At 34.2% G+C, this 23196-nt stretch carries 19 protein-coding genes; 8 read left to right on the forward strand and 11 right to left on the reverse strand.

The features are described from left to right. Positions 1-64 precede the first annotated feature (64 nt). Complete coding sequence (locus AOG54_RS00330) at positions 65-970, forward strand: nucleoside kinase (RefSeq protein ID WP_048100885.1); 906 nt, start codon at positions 65-67, stop codon at positions 968-970. On the opposite strand, the gene cgi121 is transcribed toward AOG54_RS00330, so the two are convergent. Continuing rightward, complete coding sequence (gene cgi121 / locus AOG54_RS00335; protein ID WP_048100884.1) at positions 971-1396, reverse strand: KEOPS complex subunit Cgi121; 426 nt, start codon at positions 1394-1396, stop codon at positions 971-973. Further along, positions 1386-3353, reverse strand: a complete 1968-nt coding sequence (gene lonB, locus AOG54_RS00340) for an ATP-dependent protease LonB (RefSeq protein ID WP_048100883.1) — start codon at positions 3351-3353, stop codon at positions 1386-1388. The genes cgi121 and lonB overlap by 11 nt, the downstream gene beginning before the upstream one ends. Before the next feature lie 140 nt (positions 3354-3493). Between lonB and eno the strand changes: the two genes are divergently transcribed. The 3 genes from eno to glgX are packed head-to-tail and all read left to right on the forward strand — an operon-like array spanning position 3494 to position 7619. Then, positions 3494-4705 (forward strand): phosphopyruvate hydratase, encoded by a 1212-nt coding sequence (eno, locus tag AOG54_RS00345; RefSeq protein ID WP_048100882.1) that lies wholly within the window; start codon positions 3494-3496, stop codon positions 4703-4705. After that, positions 4705-5466: a diphthine synthase gene (gene dph5, locus AOG54_RS00350; protein WP_048100881.1), complete on the forward strand. Its 762-nt coding sequence runs from the start codon at positions 4705-4707 to the stop codon at positions 5464-5466. Before eno ends, dph5 begins: the two co-directional genes overlap by 1 nt. A gap of 44 nt (positions 5467-5510) precedes the next feature. Then, the gene (gene glgX, locus AOG54_RS00355) at positions 5511-7619 is read left to right on the forward strand and encodes a glycogen debranching protein GlgX (RefSeq protein ID WP_048100880.1); all 2109 of its coding nucleotides are present in this window, start codon (positions 5511-5513) and stop codon (positions 7617-7619) included. Here the strand turns inward: glgX and treZ are convergent. Genes treZ through AOG54_RS00375 form a run of 5 tightly spaced genes read right to left on the reverse strand, consistent with a single transcriptional unit; the run spans position 7616 to position 13947 of the window. After that, positions 7616-9310: a malto-oligosyltrehalose trehalohydrolase gene (treZ, locus tag AOG54_RS00360; protein WP_048100879.1), complete on the reverse strand. Its 1695-nt coding sequence runs from the start codon at positions 9308-9310 to the stop codon at positions 7616-7618. The two genes, glgX and treZ, sit on opposite strands and share 4 nt — an antisense overlap. Then, the gene (gene treY / locus AOG54_RS00365) at positions 9311-11761 is read right to left on the reverse strand and encodes a malto-oligosyltrehalose synthase (protein ID WP_048100878.1); all 2451 of its coding nucleotides are present in this window, start codon (positions 11759-11761) and stop codon (positions 9311-9313) included. It lies immediately after the preceding gene. A 42-nt stretch (positions 11762-11803) separates the two neighbouring features. Continuing rightward, entirely contained in the window at positions 11804-12595 is a 792-nt protein-coding gene (locus AOG54_RS00370; protein ID WP_084795430.1) for an alpha/beta hydrolase, read from the reverse strand. Then, complete coding sequence (locus tag AOG54_RS10150; protein WP_269082286.1) at positions 12592-12720, reverse strand: hypothetical protein; 129 nt, start codon at positions 12718-12720, stop codon at positions 12592-12594. Before AOG54_RS10150 ends, AOG54_RS00370 begins: the two co-directional genes overlap by 4 nt. A 42-nt stretch (positions 12721-12762) precedes the next feature. Beyond that, positions 12763-13947 (reverse strand): MFS transporter, encoded by a 1185-nt coding sequence (locus AOG54_RS00375; protein ID WP_048100877.1) that lies wholly within the window; start codon positions 13945-13947, stop codon positions 12763-12765. Positions 13948-14193: 246 nt separating this feature from the next. Here AOG54_RS00375 and AOG54_RS00385 point away from each other — a divergent pair, with 246 nt between their 5' ends. Both AOG54_RS00385 and AOG54_RS00390 read left to right on the forward strand, forming a co-directional pair. After that, positions 14194-15093 carry a hypothetical protein gene (locus AOG54_RS00385; protein WP_048100875.1) on the forward strand — a complete coding sequence of 300 codons (900 nt, stop codon included), beginning with the start codon at positions 14194-14196 and terminating at the stop codon, positions 15091-15093. A gap of 238 nt (positions 15094-15331) precedes the next feature. Beyond that, positions 15332-16768 (forward strand): APC family permease, encoded by a 1437-nt coding sequence (locus AOG54_RS00390; protein ID WP_048100874.1) that lies wholly within the window; start codon positions 15332-15334, stop codon positions 16766-16768. A gap of 18 nt (positions 16769-16786) precedes the next feature. Here AOG54_RS00390 and AOG54_RS00395 read toward each other — a convergent pair whose 3' ends face one another. The 3 genes from AOG54_RS00395 to sufC are packed head-to-tail and all read right to left on the reverse strand — an operon-like array spanning position 16787 to position 21234. Next, positions 16787-18004 carry a SufB/SufD family protein gene (locus AOG54_RS00395; RefSeq protein ID WP_048100873.1) on the reverse strand — a complete coding sequence of 406 codons (1218 nt, stop codon included), beginning with the start codon at positions 18002-18004 and terminating at the stop codon, positions 16787-16789. Between the two features lie 30 nt (positions 18005-18034). After that, complete coding sequence (gene sufB / locus AOG54_RS10080) at positions 18035-20485, reverse strand: Fe-S cluster assembly protein SufB (RefSeq protein ID WP_231563385.1); 2451 nt, start codon at positions 20483-20485, stop codon at positions 18035-18037. Between the two features lie 5 nt (positions 20486-20490). After that, positions 20491-21234 carry a Fe-S cluster assembly ATPase SufC gene (gene sufC, locus AOG54_RS00410; RefSeq protein ID WP_048101321.1) on the reverse strand — a complete coding sequence of 248 codons (744 nt, stop codon included), beginning with the start codon at positions 21232-21234 and terminating at the stop codon, positions 20491-20493. A gap of 87 nt (positions 21235-21321) precedes the next feature. Between sufC and AOG54_RS00415 the strand changes: the two genes are divergently transcribed. Together AOG54_RS00415 and AOG54_RS00420 are read left to right on the forward strand one after the other, a co-directional pair. Then, complete coding sequence (locus AOG54_RS00415) at positions 21322-21969, forward strand: helix-turn-helix transcriptional regulator (protein ID WP_048100871.1); 648 nt, start codon at positions 21322-21324, stop codon at positions 21967-21969. A gap of 60 nt (positions 21970-22029) precedes the next feature. Continuing rightward, on the forward strand, positions 22030-22500 hold the full coding sequence (locus tag AOG54_RS00420) for a DUF1940 domain-containing protein (protein WP_048100870.1): 471 nt from the start codon (positions 22030-22032) through the stop codon (positions 22498-22500). Between the two features lie 24 nt (positions 22501-22524). Here AOG54_RS00420 and AOG54_RS00425 read toward each other — a convergent pair whose 3' ends face one another. Then, positions 22525-23097 (reverse strand): hypothetical protein, encoded by a 573-nt coding sequence (locus AOG54_RS00425; protein ID WP_156150264.1) that lies wholly within the window; start codon positions 23095-23097, stop codon positions 22525-22527. Positions 23098-23196: the final 99 nt, after the last annotated feature.

Here is a 23196-nt window from a genome sequence, read left to right on the forward strand (position 1 = left end):
ATTTACAATAAAATAATAATTAATAATTTATAAATATTAAATATAATGAAATGATATTGTTGTAATGAAGTTTCTCTCCTTCTTTGGCCATTTAAATATAGATGTAAAACTTGGTGTTTTAAATTTACCAATGCCGGGTGAGGCAACCAGTGTTAAAAATTTAAATAATGTTTACGCTGGTACAGCAGGTAATTTTGCATTTGTTTCAAAATCACTCGGGGTGGATTATGATCTTTATGCTGCTGTTTCCAGATCAACCCATAGTGGATTTCTTGATTTTCTCCGGCAGCGGAATATAGACTATAAACACATAAAAATTTTTGATGATGACACGGGACCAATTTGTTACATAGCGTCGGATGGAAAAGAACAGATTGCATACATGTACCAGGGTCCGGTATACACAAAATGGAAACCCTCTGAATATTTTGAATACGATAATTACAGGTACATACATTTTGGAACAGGCCCTGCAGAGGAATACATAAAAATAGCCGAAAAAAATAAAAATTCAAAAATTGTTTTTGACCCTGGTCAGGAAACATGGTATATGTATACAAAAAATACTGCCATGGCCATGATTAATTTATCAAATATAATGATAATAAATAATAATGAATTTTCTTATTTATTAAAAATGGTGCAACATACAAAGGATGACTTATTAAATTATTTGGATTACATTATTGTAACGTGTGGCAGCCACGGGTCTGTTATTTACTCAAAGGATGGTGAAAAACATTTTGATGCCTATTTAACAAAGGATATACACGATACTGTTGGCGCAGGCGACTCATTTAGGGCAGGTTTTTATTTTGGGCTTTACAATAATTTTAATATTGAGGATTCGGTTAAACTTGGAAATATAGTTGCATCCTATGCAATAAGAAAGCCAATAATTGATTTTTCCGTAAAAAAGGATGATTTAATGAGAATATTAAGAATATATAACCAGACAGAGGTTTTATAATTAAATTAGCAAATCGATATACGCCATATCCATAAAAACCTTTTTATCGAACCCCGCCTTATCATACGGAAGCTTAAAAGTTGATTTTTCCATTCCACCCAGATTTAAAAAGTTTTCAAAATCGCTGGATTTTTCGTAAATTACAATACCGTTTTCAGAATCCCGATGTATCCCGTTGAGATCTATTGCACTTGATATCTGTGTTGTATAACCAAGGTACATTAAAAATATATTTGATTTAATTTTAATTCTTTTATTATGCCTGAAATAGCGATTTGTTTTTTTTAAGGCATTAATTATTTGCAACTCAGATATAATGCTTTTTGCATCCACAACCTGAAAAAAATTATTTCTTGATTTTATAAAATTTAATATTAAATCAAAATTAAAATTATTAAATTTTATATAATCGATCTTATACCGCATTTGGCCTCTTCGATGTTGTTATCTCCTTTGATACAGGATGTATTATGTTTTTAACCTTTTCAAGGAACTGTTCTTCTTCTGGGCCTTTAACAAGGGCGTTTGAAAGTACATCATCTATTGTTGCGGCAGCGATTATTTCTATTTTGTCCTTATGAGCCTCATCAAGTATAATATCATTGTAATTTGCAAGGGGGACTATTACCTTTGATAATCCACTGTCTATTGCAGCCTCAACCTTTGCGGTGACTCCACCAACTGGAAGAACATCGCCACGGACGCTTAATGAACCGGTCATTGCAACGGTCTGATCAATTGGTATATTTTCAATTGCAGATATAATTGCGGTGGCTATTGAAACACTTGCCGAATCGCCCTCAACACCCTCATATGTACCTATGAATTGTACATGTATATCCATATCTGAAATGTTTTTGCCGCTGATTTTTTTAATTACGGCGGCCACATTCTGAACAGCTTCCTTTGCTATTTCTCCAAGTTTACCTGTTGCATAAACTGTACCGTTATTAGGGTGCTGTGCCGGTGTAACCTCTGCAACTATTGGCATCACCACTCCTGTAAAGTCCGCCATTTCGCTGGAACCCATAACGGCAAGGCCATTAACCTTTCCAACTGCTGATCCCTGACCGGTAAACATTTTGTATAATTTTTTAACTTCTATTGCCCTGTCAGCTATCTGCTGTTCCACAGGCTTGCTTAGATCTCTTGCAGCGTTTACATCCTCTGCTGTTACTATTGCTTCCTTTTTGCTCACAGCAATGTCGCCAGCGATTCTTACAAGACCACCAAGTTCCCTTAATCTTAATGTTAATTTTCCCTTTCTTCCTGCACGCTTCTGTGCCTCCTTTATTATTTCAACAATTGCGGCGGCGTCAAAGGGTGGGATTTTTTTATCCTTTGCAACCTCCTGCGCAACAAACTGAACCAATTTTCTGCGGTTCTCATCATTGTCATCCATTGTATCATTCATGTAAACCTCATAACCATATCCACGTATCCTTGATCTAAGTGCTGGATGCATATTTTTTATTGCATCAAGATTGCCTGCAGCAACAAGAACAAAATCACATGGAACTGGCTCTGTTTGAACCATTGCACCTGCACTTCTTTCACTCTGCCCGGAAATTGCAAATTTCTTTTCCTGCATTGCGGTTAATAATGCCTGCTGATCCTCTGGTCTTAATAGATTTATTTCATCTATGAACAAAACTCCCTTATCTGCCTTCTGGATATTTCCAGCCTCAACCCTCTCATGTGCAGGTGTTTCAAGACCACCAGACTGAAATGGGTCATGCCTCACATCGCCTAAAAGTGCACCGGAATGTGCACCTGTAGAGTCTATAAATGGTGGCTTATCATTGGGATTATGTGAGACCAGAATTTTTGGAACCATAACACGTTCAATTCTGGCGGCAGCAGGATTCATGGCCAATAATATGTATATAAACGCGGCACCAATTATGGCAAAGAATAATATTTCTATGGCTGTGCTTGGGCTGCTTTTGTATAGAACTATTGCCAGGATTATTCCTAACAGTATGATTGAAAATACAATAAAAAGTAAGCTTTTTGAACGATCTTTTTTCTCCCTTTCGGCCTTTATCTGATACTGTTTTACAATTTCTTTACCCTTTCCGGCTGGGAAGGTCTTAATTCGGGGTTTGTTTGGATCCTCTGGATTTGGAAAGCACAGAATATCCTCTAAATCCTCCTTGGGGAGAAAATCAACCATGGACTGTGCCAGCATTGATTTTCCAGTACCTGGCTCCCCAATTAAAAGGACGTGTCTTTTCTGGATGGCCGCTTTTTTAATTACCTCTCCGGCCTTCTCCTGACCAATTACCTGGTTAAAAAGAAGCTTGGGCACTTCAATATCTTTCGTAGACTTTATGCCCTGATTAGATAACCATTCCTCTACATCATTATTATTTGCGTCCACATTATGATAATCTAATTCTGTTTATTAAGTTTTTCTAATAAATATTTTTATAATTTATTATATTTTTTGCCCGATGAGAGAAAAATTTTAACATTATTATTATATCAATAAATTTTTATGAAACAATAAGATGTACATATATGAATGAAGTTTTGCAGATAACCGGTTCCTCGGTAAGAAAAATTTTCGATTCGCGCGGGAATATAGCGATAGAGGCTACAATTAACATTGGAAATTATTCAGGAACTTGCTCTGCACCTGCGGGTGCCAGCACAGGCGAAACCGAGGTAATCGCCTATCCTGATAGGGATGTTGAAAAAAGCATAGATTTTTATAATAGAAATATAAGAAATGCCATAATAGGCTTTAACGCACTTGCACAGAGGTCTTTTGATACATTACTCCACGATCTTGATGGTACCGATAATTTTTCAGCCATGGGAGGTAACCTTGCAACCGCGCTCTCAATAGCAAATGCAAAGGCTGTGGCCAGCTATCTTAATATACCATTATACAGATACGTTGGTGGCCTAAATCCGGCAATACCAAGACCTCTTGGAAATATAATAGGGGGTGGCAAGCATTCAAAAAGGGGAACAACAATACAGGAGTTTCTGGTTTCATCACAGGGTAAATCCTTCTATGATTCTGTTTATTATAATATTCTGGTCCACAAAAAGGTGGGGGAAATTTTATCTGATAAATTAAAAAACCAGAGTGTTGGCCTTGGTGATGAAAAGGCATGGACTGCCGATGTTTCTGATGAGGAGGCAATAGATATAATGAAAAGCGCTGTAAATGAAATTTCATCAGATAATAAGGTTAAAATCCTTCTTGGTGTTGATTTTGCAGCAGATTCCTTTTATAATAATGGTAAATATATTTACAAAAATAAAATATTATCCAGGGATGAGCAGATTGATTTTGCAATTTCGTTAAATAAGGAGCATGGATTTTATTATATAGAAGACCCATTATTTGATACAGATTTTGAGGGTTTTTCTGAAATAACGTCAAAAATAGGAAATAATGCCCTTATAGTTGGCGATGACCTTTATACAACAAATCCTGAAAGAATTAAAAAGGGAATAGAATTGAAATCCACAAACGGTGTATTGATAAAGGTTAACCAGATAGGAACATTATCTGATACAACAGAATCGGTTAAGCTTGCGACTAAAAATAAAATGGAAACTGTTGTTTCACATCGTAGCGGGGAAACAACGGATGATTTTATAGCCCACCTTGCTGTTGGATTTAATTCAAAGCTGATAAAATCTGGAACAATAGGCGGTGAGAGACTTGCTAAACTAAATGAACTAATAAGAATAGAGGAGGGTTTGATAGACTAATGCTTAATATAATAGGCATTGGCCTTAGGGGATATAAAAGCATAACGCTTGAACAGCTGGATGCCATTAAAAATTCAGATATTGTATATTTTGAAACCTATACATCAATTTCACCTGAAAATACTTTTGATTATCTAAGGTCCATAACCGGTAAAAAGTTAATTAAGGCTGATAGAAACACAGTTGAATCATCCAATGAAATAATTAAAAATGCTTTAAACAGCAATGTTTCCTTTATAGTTACGGGGGATGCACTCACTGCAACAACACATAATGAATTGCGGCTTGAGGCAATAAAAAATGGTATTGATGTAAAAATTTTCGAAAATGCATCAATTTTTACAGCTTTTCCATCCAGAACGGGTTTATTTAATTACAGGTTTGGGCCTGTAATATCACTTCCATTCATATATGAAAATTTTTTTCCCCTGAGCGTGTACGATAAAATATATAAAAATTATGTTAATGATTTTCATACGCTTATCCTGCTTGATTTAAAAAATGGCCAGACAATGGAGATAAATGAGGCACTGGATATTCTCATTAAAATGGAGGAAAAAAGAAATGGCAATATAATAAATTATGACACATTTATTATTGCTGGCTTTAATATAGCCCGGGAGGATGAATATATAATTGCCGGCCATATTAAGGATGTTATAAATAAAAAAATATCAATGTCGCCTGCCTCAATTATTCTTCCGGCAAAGTTAAATGATAAGGAAATTGAATTCGTTAAAATTTTTTGTGATAATGTTTAATTTTTTATTGTTAAACATTTTATATCAATATGGTATACAACTATATGTATAACCTAAAGCCAGGGCATAGTTATCCTCAGGGTGCAACCGTTTATGAAGACGGCACAAATTTTTCAATATACTCAGAAAATGCCACAGCGGTAAGCCTTGAATTTTATGATACACCATATGATGAATATCCAAGTGAAACAATACATTTAAAGGAAAAAGATGGATATATATGGCATGTTTTTGTATCAGGTATTAAACCTGGAACGCTTTATAATTACCGGATTGATGGACCGTATAAGCCGGAGCTGGGTCTTCGTTTTAATAAAAACAAACTTTTAATAGACCCGTACGCAAGGGCAATAACATCAGATGTTACATGGAATAAATCTGTTTACGGCTATGATACAGATAGCGATCAGAAGGATCTATCATTCAGCACTGAAAACGATTCTCAGTTTGTGCCAAAATCAGTTGTTTATAAGGATAACTTTGACTGGAAGGGTGTGGAAAATCCAGATATTCCATGGAATAATACATTGATTTATGAAACCCATATTAAGGGTTTTACAAAGCTCAGGGCAGATATTGGTGAAAATATAAGGGGCACCTATAGTGGACTGGGATCGCAGAAAATGATTGATTACCTAAAGGATCTGGGCATAACTGCTGTTGAAATTATGCCTGCCCAGCAGGAGGTAACAGCGGAATATCTTTATGATAAAAAGTTGACAAATTACTGGGGATATGATACAATAGGCTATTTTGCACCAGACATCAGATTTTCGTCAACGAAAAAACCTGGGGACCAGATTAATGAATTTAAAAACATGGTAAAAAATCTTCATGAAAATAATATAGAGGTTATAATGGATGTGGTTTATAACCATACAGCAGAGGGAAATGAACTTGGACCTACCCTGTCATTTAAGGGCATCGATAATCTTGTTTATTATAAGCTTCAGGCTGACAATCCAAGATATTATTATGATGTAACCGGTACCGGTAACAGCCTTGATGCCGGTCATCCACAGGTCCTCAGGTTAATAATGGACAGCCTTCGCTACTGGATAACTGAAATGCATGTTGATGGCTTTAGATTTGATCTTGCATCAGCCCTCGCAAGGCAGCTCTATGATGTTAACAGCCTTTCCGCATTCTTTGATATAATTTATCAGGATCCTGTAATATCAAGGGTAAAATTAATAGCAGAACCTTGGGATGTGGGGCCCGGTGGATATCAGGTTGGAGAGTTTCCACCCATGTGGGCCGAATGGAATGGAAAATACCGTGACGCCATAAGGCACTACTGGAAGGATCGCGGAGGAAATATAAGTGAGTTTGCAACAAGGATATCGGGTTCGCCTGATCTTTACCAGACGAGTGGCAGGAGGCCACATTCAAGCATAAACTATGTAACATCACATGACGGTTTCACAATGTATGACCTTGTTTCTTACACAAACAAGCATAATGAGAATAATCTAAATGATAATAAGGACGGCACTGATGACAATATAAGTGAAAATTTTGGAATAGAGGGTAAAACAGAAGATAATAAAATAAAATATCTTAGAAACAAAAGAATAAGAAGCTTTTTTATTACATTATTAACATCTCAGGGTTCACCAATGATTCTTGGTGGCGATGAAATAATGAGAACTCAAAATGGCAATAATAATGCTTACTGTCAGGATAATGAAATTTCATGGTATGACTGGAATCTCGATGATGAAAGGTTAAAACTCTTAAATTTCGTTAAAAATATGGTAAATATAAGAAAAAAATATGCGGTATTAAGGCGCAGGAACTTCTTTAAGGGCGAAATAATACCGGGAACAGATATTAAGGATGTTATATGGGTAAAGCCTGATGGTACCGAGATGTCCGAGGAGGACTGGACGTCAGGGAATAATAAAGCAATAGGCGTTATACTCACAGCAATAGGAATGGAGAGGGTTTTCAGTGAGCCGGTATCCTATGATAACCTAATGCTGATATTTAATCCAACTGAGGATAAGATAAATTTTTCAATTCCAAAAAGATGGAAGAAGGCACAGATAATTATAGATTCGCTTCCAGAACATGAAAATTTTCCAATTGGTATATCAGACACAGTTTTGAATATTGAACCACAATCAGCGTACATACTTGAAGAACCCTAATTTAATTTTATTAATATATCAAATTTGTTAATAATATTATTTTTAGATGTTGTATAAATTATGCCATGACCATTTATTTTTACATCTTTTTCTGATAGAGAGAAATAAACAGATGCATTCTCGTAACCTATTTTTATAACATTTTTTTCAGGCATATATAATTTATATTTCTCAGAAACGTATTTTTTTCTTAATGAAATTAAAGTTTTATAATAATTAACATACATGTCTGATTCATTCCATGTTAATTTTGAATTTATGAACGTTTTAATATCCGCTGGATTTGGAACATCCTGTGACCATGAAAAATCTGAGAATTCTGATTTTCTTCCATTAAAAACGGATTCGGCAAATTTTTTATCTGGTGGGTCAACAAAGAATAAAAATGGGCTAACCTCACCGTATTCCTCTCCCTGAAACAGCATTGGTGTGAATGGTGATAAAATTATCATGCCTGCAAAAAATTTAAATTTTTTATCCCCAAGAATTTTCAGCGGCCTTTCCCCAAAGGCACGGTTTCCAATTTGATCATGGTTGGAATCACAAACAATTAGCCTGTTTTTTGGCATATTTTTGAACACCGTACCACGTACCTTGTGCAGATAGTTTGAATAAACACCATTATAATCATAACCGTATTTGAGGCATCTAATTATATGTTCAGGGCCTCCATAATCTGAGTAATACCCGGCATTCTCTCCAGATAGATATGTAAATATTGAATGGTGGAAATCGTCATTCCAGTGTGCATCCAGACCATACCCACAGTTTTTTACAGATTTAACCAGTGAGGAATCGTTTTTATCTGTTTCAGCCACAATCTTAATTTTTCTGTTATGTTTTTCACCGAATTGCTTGGCTATCAATGATATTTCCTTAATAATATTAACCGGTGAAGAATCATAAATTGAATGAATTGCATCAAGCCTGAGGCCATCAAATTTGTATTCGTTTATCCAGTAAATAACATTCTGTAGAATAAAGGCCCTTACAGGGTCTGAAAATGGGCCATCAAAATTGAAGGTAGGGCCCCATGGATTTTTATGCTGATCAGAAAAGTATGGACCGAGCAATGGTAAAATATTGCCCAGAGGACCAACATGATTATAAACAACGTCCAGCATAACATTGATGTTATATTCATGTGCCCGGTCTATAAAATGCTTTAATTCATCTGGAGTTCCATAGGAGAATGCAGGGGCATAGGGGAAAACACCATCGTATCCCCAGTTTCTTGTACCGTAAAACTGTGACAGGGGCATAATTTCCAATGTATTTATTCCCATATCCTCAAAATGTTCAAGTTTTTCCTCCGCGTCTTTGTATGTACCGTATTTTGTAAATGTTCCTATATGTATCTCCTCTATTATTGTATCATTCATGTCGTAAACCCTCCATTTATTATGAATGAAATTATAATCGGGATTAATTATCTGGCTTGGACCATTAATCCCTTCCGGTTGAAATCTTGATGCGGGGTCTGGAATTTCCATGCCATCTGCAATTATTTTATATTTTTCACCAAAATGCCCAGAAAAAACAGCACTTTTAAAACCATATGGTGCATCATGCATTATTATTTTTTTATTTTTATCCAATAAATGTAGCTGCATATTTTTGATTTTTGGTGCCCATACGTTTAGAATAAAATTATCATCATATTTCTTAATTCCATGGTATAATTCATCCATTTAATCACCATTAAATAATACTGAGAATGGAAAAATATCAAAAATCTCTGAAAGTTTTAATATCTGAATGGATTTATATTTCCTTCCTGTGAGAATATCCTTAAGATCATACTTTCTGGGTAATTTAATCTGTGTATCACCCCAGAATTCACGAACCGGCTCATTTATACCATTAAGATCTGTTGCAATTTTATTACTGACAATTACAATTATTTTATTTCTTCCATATGACCTTTCAAATGCTATTATATTATCCGATAACATACCTGTACATTTTAATGGAATATAATCGCCTGAAAAAATATTGTTATGTTCTTTCCTGAAATTTAATAAATGATAGTTTACATACATTTTTAATTCCCCTGATATTATCATTTTATTTATATTACATTCATATATATTATCAATTTTTTTAATTTTGTTAAGTATTTTCATAAGATTACCGAAATTTACACTCCTTCTATTATCCGGATCAGTAAAATTATTGTTTAAATATTCTGATCCCTGATATATATCTGGAATTCCGGGAGACATGATTTTTAATATATTCTGCATGATTGAATATAAATTGCCATAATATTCTAATGACCTATAAAAGGGCATATATATACTTTTAAAGGTATCCGATTTTATTGTCCTCTCTATAAATATTTTTAAATGACCTTCATAGTCATGATCCGGAAAATTCCATGATGTATGAATCTCTGCCTCCCTTACGGCCTTGATCATTTGACCGGTGACCCTTTCAATAAATGTGCCGTCCCAGTATTCTGGTGATTCCGCCAGAAGTATTTGATAAAAATAATATTCCTCATTTTTATCTGGAATTTCAATACCATTGTGTTTATATTTAAAATTATCTGAGATTTCATGAAGATTTTTAATGAAATTCCCCCATAAATCTGGATCGTTATAAATTGTTATTATCCTTGACCTTATATCATCCCCCAGCTTTGTATCATGTGTTGATAACGTATTAATTGAGTTTATATAATTTAATGCCTTATATTTATTATAATCATGGAATTCATCTATTGTGATAAAGTCCCTGAATAAATTGCAACCAACCTCATTTTTACCAATGTTAAGATTATACCGGAAGAAAATATTGTCCTCCATGGATTTTGCCATTACCGCCGGGAGAAACTGCTGTAACCTTTTGAGACAGTAATAATCATTGCTATCTGGTTTTTTCAGCATGTTAAGCATTATGCCCAATTCATTATTTTTTATATTTAAACCCCTAATGTAGTCAGAAAACCATGTTAAATTGCAATTCTTTGAAATGTAAATACGGTATAATGGAAAATTTGCCATTATTTCCAGCAGCATTTCCCTTGTGCCTGTAAATGTTGCCTCATGCCCGTAAATATGTTTTATAAAATTATTATAAAATATACCGGATAAATAATCAAGCTCGGATCTATAATAATTTTCAATGTAAAATTTTTTCCTTAGGTATAGCATTTCAGATAATTGATTCTTATCACCGGTAAAATCCCCGTAAATCTGCTTTAATTTGCCTGCATTTGTTTGATCAATAAAAACATATGTGGTGTAATAAAGAAAGTCATAGCCTGTGGTTCCGTCAACACCGAATTTTGGGCTTAATTTTTCGTCCCCGGTAAGAATTTTCTCAACGTATACAGGAATTTTCATGCGTTTTTTTAGATTTTTAATATATATAAATGGATCAAAAAGCCCATCAATATGATCAAGCCTTATGGCCGCAATAATTTTATTTTTATATAATTCAATGATCTTTTTATGCATATCCTTAAAATACATGCGCCTTTCACAATGAACTGCTATGAGTGAGTTTACTGAAAAAAATCTTCTGTAATTTGTGCCGGATATGCAGTTAACCCAGTACATTGGCCTGAAGTACTGTTCGCATAAAATTTTATCCTTGCTAAAAATATTATCAGTGTCGGTATTGGAATAATTTAGATTATTCAAAAGGCTAAATTTTTGATTATTTATCAGTGCTATTTTTTTATCTGCATCTATTTTTATGTCATTTAATGATTCAATATAATTATTACCAAGCACCGGCATAATTATTGATTCAAATGGAAAATTTGTGGTCTTAATTAAATCAAAAAAATTATAATATTTTGATTTTTTTCCAGATTTAAATACATCCTGAAGGTATACATTTTCATGATTCATGCCCATATGATTTGGAACAAAATCTATCATGATGTTCATGTTTATTTTTTCAAGCATTTTATGCAGTCTTAATAATCCATCCTCCCCGCCTATTTCTGGATTTATCTCAGAATAATCTGTAACATCATAACCATGCATGCTTCCAGTTGTACTTTTTAAAATTGGGGATAAATAGAGTGATGAGATTCCAAGGTCATTAAGATAATATATTATTTTCTCAAGGTCCTGAAATTTAAAATTTTTATTAAGCTGAACCCTGTAAAATGAGGAGATATTCATTAAGATAAAAATTTAATTAAATATAAAAAGCTATTTATTCCCTTACTGTTTCATAAATTCAGGAATCATTTTGGATACCATAATAACCAGATTTTTGGCCGTTTCGGAAATATTAAAGTCAGTGGCAAAACCATGTATCATGCCAAGCGCCCTAATGCCAATTGCCCTTATACCGTTATTCCGGAGTTTTTTATAATAGGCCTCTGCTGGATCCCTAAGCGGGTCATTTTCGCCACTTATAATGATTGCCGGTGGAATATTTTGAAAATTTTCTTCCAGAACAGGCGAAAAATAGGGATTAAGAACATCTGTTTTATCATGCATATATGCTGAACCAAAGTACTCTATTGCACTTCCGGTTAAATTGTATCCATTATAAAAATCCATAAATGATTTGGAAAAATTGTCAGGTGCAAGTGATGGATAAAAAAGAACCTGTACATCAGGTGTCTTTAATTTATTATCCCTTGAAAATAGGCACAGAGCGGCTGCGATATTGGCACCTGAGCTGTCCCCGGCAGTACCAAGCCTCCCACTGATGCCAAATTCGTCTCTTTTATTGTATATATATTCAAAGGAATCCAATGCATCTTTTACTGCTGCAGGAAACCTGCTTTCAGGTGCAAGTCTGTAATCCACAGATATCACCTTTAAGCCCGATTCCATGCTAATTAGCCGGCACAGATTATCATGTGTATCAATGCTTCCTGATATAAATCCGCCTCCATGAAAATAAACAATGCCATCGTTAAGTTTTTTGCTGTTATAGAGCCGTGCCCTTAATATTCTGCCATCCAGCTTAATTGAAAAATCTCTAACATCAGGTATGTCTATTTTATTACCTGATACGGCAAGATGGCATCATTCATCAACTCCCGGGCCTCCTTATAATCGAGCCTCGAAATATCTGGATTTCCTTTGGAATCCTCAATTATTGATTTAAAATCAGGATCAATCATAAAATGTAATATGTTGATTTATTATAAATTATATCTGTAAAATTATTTTAATTTTATATTCTTGGTTTCCGGAAGCATTAGAGTCAAGATAATTGCAGCAACCATAATTAATGAAAGAAAAATATAGGCATTAAAATAATTGTTTCCATGTATTAATAAGGACATTAATATAACACCGGTTACAGCACCGATTTTTCCCATCATTGAGGAAAAACCATATGATGACCCCCTAAATTGCGTTACAGTGACCTCTGCAGGAATTATTCCGACGGTTGCACCACCAAAGGCATTAAATAATTCCAGCAGGGAAAATAAAATTATAATGCCTTCTAAAAAATAAAAATACGGGAGTAAAAGAAATAAAGCAGACATAAGTGCAAATCCGGTTATTTGAATTGATTTCCGGCCATATTTGTCCACTCTTTTCATAACGTATATCCCTGATGCTATGCCTATAATGAGAAAGAATGTTGTTAATAATGCATTATCAACATTATTTACAAAATTGCCAAGTTTTAGTATTGTCGGCAGCGTTAGGGATAATCCGTATGCCACGATATCATATAAAAACCATATAATGGCTGCTATTATGATGTTCCTTGCATATAATTTTGAAAACATATCAAAAAATCTGGTTTTTACAATTTTTTTCTCCCACATTTGTGATTCGGGTAATGAAAATCTCATAAATTCAATTGTAGCTGCAGGAATTATGGAAATCCCAAGCATTAATCTCCACCCGTAATTTCCACATGGAAATAGAAAAATTGCTGCTATGGCACTGCTTATTGAACCAATACTGAAAAAAACAGTGGCGAGGGCCATATAAAATCCCCGGCTTTCCACAGGACTAACCTCTGCTATGTAGGAATTTGCCACAGGATACTCTGCACCAAGAACTATTCCGAGAAATAATCTTGAGAAAAATAGCTCCAGAAAATTGAATGAAAATACAGATATAATATCAAATAATATAAAAAATATTAATGTGGATAGATATATCCGCCTGCGCCCAAGTATGTCGCTAATATAGCCTATTATAACAGTTCCTATTATGGCACCGATAATAACTGATGCAATAATGAGGCCATATTCAAATGAATTTAAGTGTATATATTCATTAATTAAAAGTATTGCAAATGCAATAACTGTTAGCTGATAACCATCAAGATACATGCCAAATGATGATAGCACAACAATTCTATTTGTGCTTATGCTTTTTTCCATGATCTAAAATATGGCTGTTTTATAAAAATCTCTCTATATAAAATATATATATTTTTATTTTACATTTTACTGATATTATCCCGTTTATAATATCCAGTATGAGCTTTACAAACCGGTAGAAAAATTTTTTATTGAACCAGCCCCATGCACATTTATTATTTTTATAAGATTCCCAAAAATGATAAATGTTTATAGCATTTAGCATTACAATGATATATGATAAAATAAATAAAAGAGTGAAAATAAATGCTTAATTTAAGTAAATATGAAAGAAAACGCAAAAAAGGCATTGCCATTGCCACAGCCCAGCTTCTTTTTCATATAGATCATGATGTGGACCCTAATCAGGATATAAAGGGTTTTGTTAGTATTTTAATGAATAAAACCGAGTCTGTTGCAACAGCTTATGGCTGGACGTCAGGTTCAGAGCTGGCACAATTGATTTTGCAGGAAGGCCTTGACACAGGTGAGGTAAAACTCAGGCTTTTGAAATACAAAAATAAGAGTCGTTTGGCAGATAAAAGGAGGCATAATGACATTAAGAATTCTGTTATTAGTTATTTATCTAACTACTGCCAGAGGTCTAAAACCTATGAAGGATTAATAGACCAAGTTCAGTATTTTCCGGATTTTAAATATAAATATTTAGATTCTGGAGTTGACATAGACAGGGAAAACATAATAGATATTATGAAAACATTCGATGAAAAAGACAGGATGTATATACTAAAAAATGTTAATGCCGAAATTGACAGGAGGGATGCAGGCTATTCCCTTGGAGATGAATTAGAAAAATATCTAAACGATATAGGACAGGAATACGGCATTGAATCCTATATTGACGAATTTGAAGTTGATGGGAAGAATTATTTTTCATTCAAAATTTTTATTGGGAATAGAGGAATTCTTAGCTCTTTTAATGGTACATTCAATGAATTAAAAACAGCACTGGCAGAGGTGGTGAGATCAGAATCGGAAAATAAGGTTACATGCCCATTCTGTGGCATGAAAATAGTAAGATATGTTGCCATGAATAAAATTAAAAATTGTGAATGTGGTGCAGAAATTGTTATTACACCATACATGGTAAGGAAAAGGGGCGTAATTTATTCCAGAACAAGGATATCTTTCAGAAAACCTGACTAAAAATTAGTATGGATTCATAAATATTAGTATTAAATGGCAAATTATATTCCCATTAAATATTTCATATTTATAATGCAAAAACATAAAGCATAATATCAATCCAGAATGAGTTTAATAAAAAGTATATCGTTAGGTATAATCCGATTATGCTTATAAAATAAAAATAATACGTATATTAATTTGCAATTTGCTTTACTCCTCAAAATGTTTAAATCGATAAAAAACTCATGTATTGATTATGGAAAAAGTTAGTGAATCTAAGAGACTTAAAAGGAATGCCGCCGGATTCTATCCTCTTCTTGGACAGGCAATAGCAATGATTTCACCTCTTGGTGCCGTTGCTGCAACCATGACTGGAGCTGCAGGATATGCCCTGGGGTCCCTGCCACTGGCATATGTAATCTCCATTATAGGTGTATTAATATGGATAAACACACCGTATCAGTTTTCGAAAAAGATAAATGGTGCTGGTGGTTTTTACACATTTAACTCTCAGGGTGCTGGTCCACGGTATGGTCTCATAATAGGTTATATGATGTGGTTTTCATATTTCATGGTAATTACCAATGCAATATTATTCACATCAGGGGTTTTTATACCTGGAACAATATCATACTTTCTTGGAATTAACATAGGTAATTATACATGGATTCCAATAATGACCGCCTTTTTGATCATAATAACGATAATAGCCTATCTGGGTATAAAACCATCACTGGCCTATAGTTTTACAGCATCAGCAATTGAAATAATCCTGCTTATAATAACATCTATAGTTATTATAGTCGCACTTGGACCAAAAAATACGTATGTTCCATTCACAACAGGACCTGCTCATGGATTTGCAGGTGTTGGTGTTGGCATGGTTCTTGCCATATTCTCAATGTCAGGTTCATCTGCCGTGGTCACACTCGGCGAGGAGGCAAAACAACCAAGGAAAAATATAAAAAAGGCATTATTAATAAGCTTTCTAATAACAGGTGTGGTGTTTGTCCTCACATCTTATGCATTAACTGTCGGCTGGGGAATTAACAGGATGAATAAATTTGCAGCATCAAGCGTGCCCGGATTAATAGTGGCCGATAAATTCCTTGGCCTTCCATTTACCATTTTATTGTTCGTTTTTATAATAAACAGCCTATTTGCAGGCTCACTGGCCCCGTTAAATACAAGCTCGAGAATGATATTTTCAATGAGCAGGGATGGACTTGGACCCTCATTATTTTCCAGGGTTCATCCAAAACATAAAACTCCTTATATTGCTATAATAATAATCGCTGCCGTTGCATATTTTATATCGTTAATAGCAGGCATATTAATTGGGCCATATGATGGTTTCGTTTATCTTGTTTCTGCATCTTCCGCTGCACTGTTTATAGGACATATATTAAGCAACTTTGGATTAACAAAAACATACATGAGATTAAAAGCATTTAAACCAACACTGCATTTAATCATACCGTTGATTGCCACCATAATCCTCTTAATAGCGATGTATTACAGCTTTAACCCTCCAGCATATCCTGTAGATTATTCAATAATAACCGCCATAGTTTTCATAATACTTACATTAATAGCAGTGCTTATATATGCTAAAAAGCATCCGGATAAAATAAAAAATGCCGGGAAGAGCGATATGCTTGTGCAGGATGAATTGATGGAGGGAAAATTATAAATTAAAAATTTTAAAAAATTAGTTAATATTAATTATTTTTGATATAATGTTTTTTGCAAATTCATTGTCAACATGGTCATTAATATATCCAAGGAACCCCTGTACTATAAGTGATATAGCATCATTTTCCGATATGCCCCTGGATCTTAAATAAAATACCTGCTCCGGATCTATGCTTGATATTACCGATGCGTGCTTTGATTTTGTATCATTATTTTTTATCAACAATGCAGGTTTTGAATTTCCCTTGCCATTTTCAGACATTAAAAGTATGGCGGAGTTATAAAATCCTGTTGATTTTACACCATCAGGTTCTATATCTATATTTCCCCTGTGCATTGTTGAACTCTGATCAAAGACTATTCCCTTAATATTTATGTCACAGTTTGAGAATTTCCCATACTGAAGGCTTGAATCCCAGATATCATGCTCCTGGATGCCCCTTGTTATATTTATGCCATAGGAATTAAGGGTGGTATTATCGTGCATCTCGCTTTCATGGTTATATATAACCCTACCAGACCCAGTATTTACATCAATAATTTTTAACTGGGCATCGTTATAGAGTACTGGCCTTACATATGTTATATTTGCTGAATTTAATGATTCATTTTGAATATAATTATAATCCACCTTTGAGTTTTCAAGGCAGAATATGTATATATTTCTTCCATGTATGCCGCTGCCATCATCCTCAGATTCGTATAAATCCACTATGGAGGCTTTTGAATTTTTCCCTATGATTACTACATTTTTAACTGTAAATGATGAATTTGCATCCTGTTCTGATTTTATTTTTATTTCAGCACTTGTATTATCCGGGATGTAAACAAAATAACCGTTTTCATATGAGAAATTTATTAGGTTCTCCTTATTGTATTTGCCATATACAGTATCAACGTATTTTTCAAATAAATCATGCCTTTCCTTAAAGGCATTTTTCATATTTGATGTGTAAATATTCTTATCCTTATTATTAAGGATTATTTCTGAATCGTTTACAATAATATCATAATTTATATCAGGATTTTTTGATTTTTTAATGCCAACATACATTTCTCCATGTGCCATTTTGTCAAGTTCTTCATCGGCTATATGCACATAGGTTTTCCTGTCGGGGCTTTCCTTATATGGGGGATCAGGATATTTAAGATAGTAAATATACGCCTGCTTGCGGTATTCTATATCGAAATCCCTAAATCTCTCATTTAAAGTATCCAAATAGTCTTCTATCATTGAATTATCACCTTAAAAAAATATAAATATTTATCCAACGGCACCCATTTTGGACATCTCCAGCTTTACAAGCCTGTTCATTTCCACTGCAAATTCCATGGGTATCTCCTTCATTATGTCATCCATAAATCCGAGTACTATCATGGATGAGGCCTCATCCTCACTTAATCCCCTGGACCTAAGATATGTAAGCTCATCAGTACCTATTTTGCCTACAGTGGCCTCATGGCTGAACTCTGCTGTTGGCTCATAGATTTCATCATATGGATATGTATAGTTCTTTGAGTCGCTGTTTATTAGAAGTGCATCGCACTGGACATGGCTTTTTGCACGCTTTGCACCCTCATTCATCCTTACAAGGCCACGGTAAACAGTTAAACCGTCATCCAAACTTATTGATTTTGATACAATCCTTGATGTTGTATCCGGTGCCAGATGTATTGCCTTTCCTCCGGCATCCTTGAATGTCCCCTTGGTTGCAAGGGTTATTTGAAGATTGGATGTTGAGGCCCCCCTTCCTCTAAGATATGATGATGGATATATCATTGTTACCTTTGATCCTAATTCTCCTGTTACCCAGTCCATATGGGCACCCTCATCAACCCATGCCCTCTTTATCGGCAGGTTATATACCGAATCTGACCAGTTCTGAACGCTTGTATATTTTACATTTGAGTTTTTATGTGCATATATTTCAACGATGGCTGTATGCAGCGAGCTTGTGTCATATCTCGGTGCGGTGCAGTTATGTACTGCAAATCCCTTTACAAGATAGGAGTTATCAGAATCAACCTCAAGATTATAAACAATATCATTGTATTCCTGGCGTTCTATTTTTTTAATTGGGACAAAATAATAATTGTTTTTATGCCTTATTCTGTGGAATTTGGCATTTTCTGTGTATTCTATTGTATAATGTTTGTTTCTTAGATTTATTATTGCAAATATATTGCTTCTTGATAATATTTCCTGAATCTGAAGTGCAAGTATTTTCGAATGCACTGAGATTCTTACATTTCTTGATCCATAGGATCTGGAGTAAAGATTTCCACGAACCTTTGCATATGAATCTATGATTATTTTCTGTTTCTCCGGAGGCAGCTTCATTACTGTTTCTGAAAATATTTTTTCATTTGAATTCTGCCCTGCATTGTGAATACAAAATTCAATCAATGGCTTTGAATATGTTGAAACGATATATTTTTTGTTTGATTTAATTATACTTGCCTGCTCCCCCATATTTTTTATTATGGAGTATAATTCGCTGGCATTTTCATTTTCCCTGAACGAGAATAACATCTGGTACATGTTTAAATGCCTGTTGAATGATATAACTCCAGATGCTGTGTAAAACCCAAGGATTCTTAGCATTGATTCATTGATTGAATCATTATCCTGAACCTCCAATGGTGAGACATAAACAAGAAAATCTCCTGGATTTAGTTCATCAGCTCTCCTGTACTGGGGTTCAACGGCCATTAATTTTTCTGTGGATATTTCATAATGTCCATTATTTATCCTTACTGAAACCTCCTCCCTTTTTATGCTTAATACGGGATGCTCTGATGTTGCCCTGAATGCATTTACAGGCGATGCTGGAACTATATTATACATGAACCCATTGTATGGATGCACGTATTTGCGTGTGATTTTTCTTTTATTTCCTGTGTTAGATATTACACCATCGTTTGTGAATAATTGATTGATTGCTATAAATTTATCACCCTGGCTTATTAACTCATCCTCTGGGAGGCAGCCCTCTATGTAATGAACCTTTGCACCCTCATCTGCTATTACTATTGTATGCTCAAACTGTCCGCTCTGCTCACCATTTAACCTGAAATAGGTCTGTAATGGAAGGTCAATTGTAACATTTTTTGGTACGTATAAAAATGAACCACCGGACCATACAGCGCCGTTTAATGCCGCAAATTTATTATCGCTTGGTGGTATTGCCTTGCAATAATATTCCCTAACAAGATCTGGGTATTGCTGCACTGCTGTGTCCAGATCTGTAAATATTACACCCTTTTCCTCCCATTCCTTTTTCAGACTGCTGTAAACGCCCTCACTGTCATACTGTGCAACTGAGCCTGCAAGATACTTCTGCTCCATCTGTGGTATGCCGAGCTTATTAAATGTTTCCTTTATTTGATCTGGAACCTCATCCCAGCTCTTTGCCTTAACATCCTCCGGTTTTGTATAATATGTTATCTCATCAAAATTAATTTCTGAAAGATCAGGCCCCCACGTTGGCATTGGTTTTGATAAAAAGATTTCAAGTGCCTTTAATCTGGACCTCCTCATCCAGTCAGGCTCCTTTTTTATATCTGATATCTCCTCAACGACTTTTCTGTTCAGACCCTTGCCAGTTGAGTATACCGGGTTTATTTTATCATAAAATTCATAGTCTGATTTTTTGCTGTGCTTTAAACTTTCGGTTAATTTTTCTATTTCCTCATCCTTATTATAATCTTCCATATTCATCACGCCTCAATCCATTCAAAACCTTCCTGCTCTATTTTATCGGAAATCTCCTTACCACCATTTAATACTATTTTTCCATCCCTTAAAACATGGACAAATTCAGGTATTATGTCCTTAAGTATTCTCTGATAATGTGTTATTATTAGGAATCCCACATTTGAATCGTGCAGTTTTTTAATCTCACTAGAAACCAATTTAAGGGCATCAACGTCCAGACCTGAATCTATCTCATCCAGTATTACAATTTTTGGCTTGAGTATAACCATCTGAAGAACCTCAAACCTTTTTCTCTCACCGCCAGAGAAGCCATCGTTTACAGATCTTGAAATAAAGGATTCATCCATATCAAGGTCCTTCATTGCAGTTTTAACCATATTAAAGAAATCCCTTAATGGTAACTTTTCATCTGGATACAGGTCATTATAGGCTGTCCTTAAAAATGTTGAGATTTTAACGCCGGGAATGCTAATTGGGCTCTGAAATGCCAAAAATAATCCCTGCCTAGCCCTTTCTTCTGGTGTGGAATGGGTTACATCCCTTCCGTTTATTATTATATTACCATCCGTTATTTCATAATTTGGATGGCCTATGAGGGCCTCGCCAAGAGTTGATTTACCGGCACCGTTAGGTCCCATGAGTGCATGTATTTCCCCTGATTTCACTGTTAAATTTATACCCTTTAATATTTCCTTTCCTGATGCGGAAACCTTAAGATTTTTTATTTCCAGTACTGTATCTGTCATTATAATGTATATGATTAATTTGTATATAAACATTTTATTATGTTTAAAGTGACTAAAATATATATACCTATTAGTTATATAAGTAATATGGAAAATATAATTGATGATTATTTGGGTCAAAATAAAAGCAAAATACTAAATTCACTACTTTATGAGGATAAAACTCTTGAGGAATTATCTTTAATAATTAGGATAAATAAAAATGCTGTAAAAGAGCATATAAATTTTCTCGAAAATAAGGGACTGGTTACATCATATTTTGTCAGGGCGAAATCTGGCAGGCCAAAAAAATATTACAAAATTACAGACAAGGGTATGGAATTATTCCCCAAACAGTATATAAATTTTGCAACACTGTTACTTGAGGAAATGCAGGACACTATAGGCATAAACAAAACGAATGAGATATTAATGAAAATTGCATCCAGAATGGTTGATACTAATAATTATCTTGATTTTTCACAGATGAGCAGGGATAAAAAAATAGATAAATTAAGGGAATATGTTAATCTGCTTAACAAGCTTGGATACTATGCTAAAATTGAGGTAAATGAGGACAATGTGAAAATAATAAGGCACAATTGTATCTTTTATGAACTGGCAAAAAATAATAAAAATTTGGTATGCGGTTCACTGGAAAAATCAATAATAACGGATAAAATTAACGATAATTTTTCATTAATAGAGACATTTGCGGACGGGGATAACAAATGTGTGGTTGAAATAAAAATATAAATTCTAATTTAGTTTTTTTAGTTAAAATAATTAATAATACAACATTGAAATAAAGATTACATGGAGGATGAAAATCCATTAATGGAATACTGCGATCTGATTGATGATTATTTACCTCTTGATCATGAGTTTTTTCTCTATGACTCTGAGTTTAAAATGGCTGAATCCTTTCTTGGCCTTGCCATTGCGGAGGCAAAAAATATAGAAGAAACAAGGGAACTGCTTGACATACTTGATACCCTAAATTCACACATATATGACGGTGATACTGTATTAAGCGATGAAATCAGAAAATCCTTAAGGCACTATAATAAGGAATGGATAGATGCCAAGGAAAAGATGAATTCTGGAAATAAATATACTGCAAATTTAATAATGGCAGCTGCCCATACAAGGCTTATGCTTGCCCATCTTTATAAATTAAAAAACATGGATCAATTTAAGGATTTTGTAGATGATTATACCCTGGAATTCCTTGGAAAGCTAATTAATAAAATGCTTAATGTTGCAATGGGAGATGTTCTCTTATAAAATTTAAATAAAAATATTATGAAATTATAGACCCACCATTGATGAAATAGTTGAATTAACAATTTTCTTTGCATCACTGTAGTTTATCCTGCTGTTCCAATTTACAAGGAAAAACAGGTTATTTCTGTAGCCGAATCCCTGTGCAGTTAAATTGCCATTGTTGGATGGAAATACCGAGTACTTAAACCCAGAAAATGATGTGCTATTACTGATTATCCCTATAGAGGTTATATTTGAGCTTGTAAGGTTATGGCCTGTATTTGACCTATAAGAGGCTAATTCTCCATTATAAAGTGATCTATAGGATAATCTTGCATCAGTTGCATTTTTAAAATAGAATTGTTCAATAATAACCCGATCATAATGCGGAATTTTTGACCCACTGGAGCTTGTTGAATAATATCCATAACTGTAGATAACATACTCTGCTTTCGTAACATTAGAAGGGATACCTGGCTGGGAAGAAATATTGAATGAATTTGTATATGTTAACGTGACCCTAGAGTTTATCTGATGACCAATATCTGAAGATATAGAGGAGCTTGATGGGAAACCAAAATGCTCATATTCAAGTTCAGCAGAAACAACGCTAATCACTATTATTGCGACAATTACCGATAAAATTATATAAATTTTCTTTTTATCCATTAGCCATCATTGCTTTATCTTACATATATATTAAAAGATTTATTAAGA

The sequence above is a fragment of the Acidiplasma aeolicum genome (assembly GCF_001402945.1).
Lineage (GTDB): Archaea > Thermoplasmatota > Thermoplasmata > Thermoplasmatales > Thermoplasmataceae > Acidiplasma > Acidiplasma aeolicum.